The organism is Mesorhizobium sp. M8A.F.Ca.ET.208.01.1.1 (assembly GCF_004791315.1).
GTDB lineage: Bacteria > Pseudomonadota > Alphaproteobacteria > Rhizobiales > Rhizobiaceae > Mesorhizobium.
Map to the genome: position 1 here is coordinate 1 of NZ_SRUT01000248.1, position 316 is coordinate 316.

A 316-nucleotide genomic window follows, 5' to 3' on the forward strand; every position below is an offset into this window, starting at 1 on the left:
CTGGCGCAACCGCAAGGCGCGCGGCCAGACGGCGGTGATCGCCGATATGCTGTGCGAACAGGGTCATTTCGGCCAGAAGACCGGACGCGGCTGGTACCGCTATGAGAGCGGCGCGCGCGAGCCGATTGCCGATCCGGACGTCGAGGCGCTGATCCGCGCCAAGGCAGCGGAGCTTGGCATTGCCCGGCGTGACATCGGTGCCGACGAAATCATCGAGCGCACGCTTTATCCCCTGGTCAACGAAGGCGCGAAGATCCTCGAGGAAGGCATCGCTATGCGCGCTTCCGACATCGATGTCGTCTGGGTCAACGGCTAC

1 pseudogene is annotated in these 316 nt (G+C 64.9%); it reads left to right on the top strand.

Features of this window, described 5'->3' with window-relative positions:
* Positions 1-316, top strand: a pseudogene (locus EN851_RS35140) (3-hydroxyacyl-CoA dehydrogenase); the annotation flags it as partial.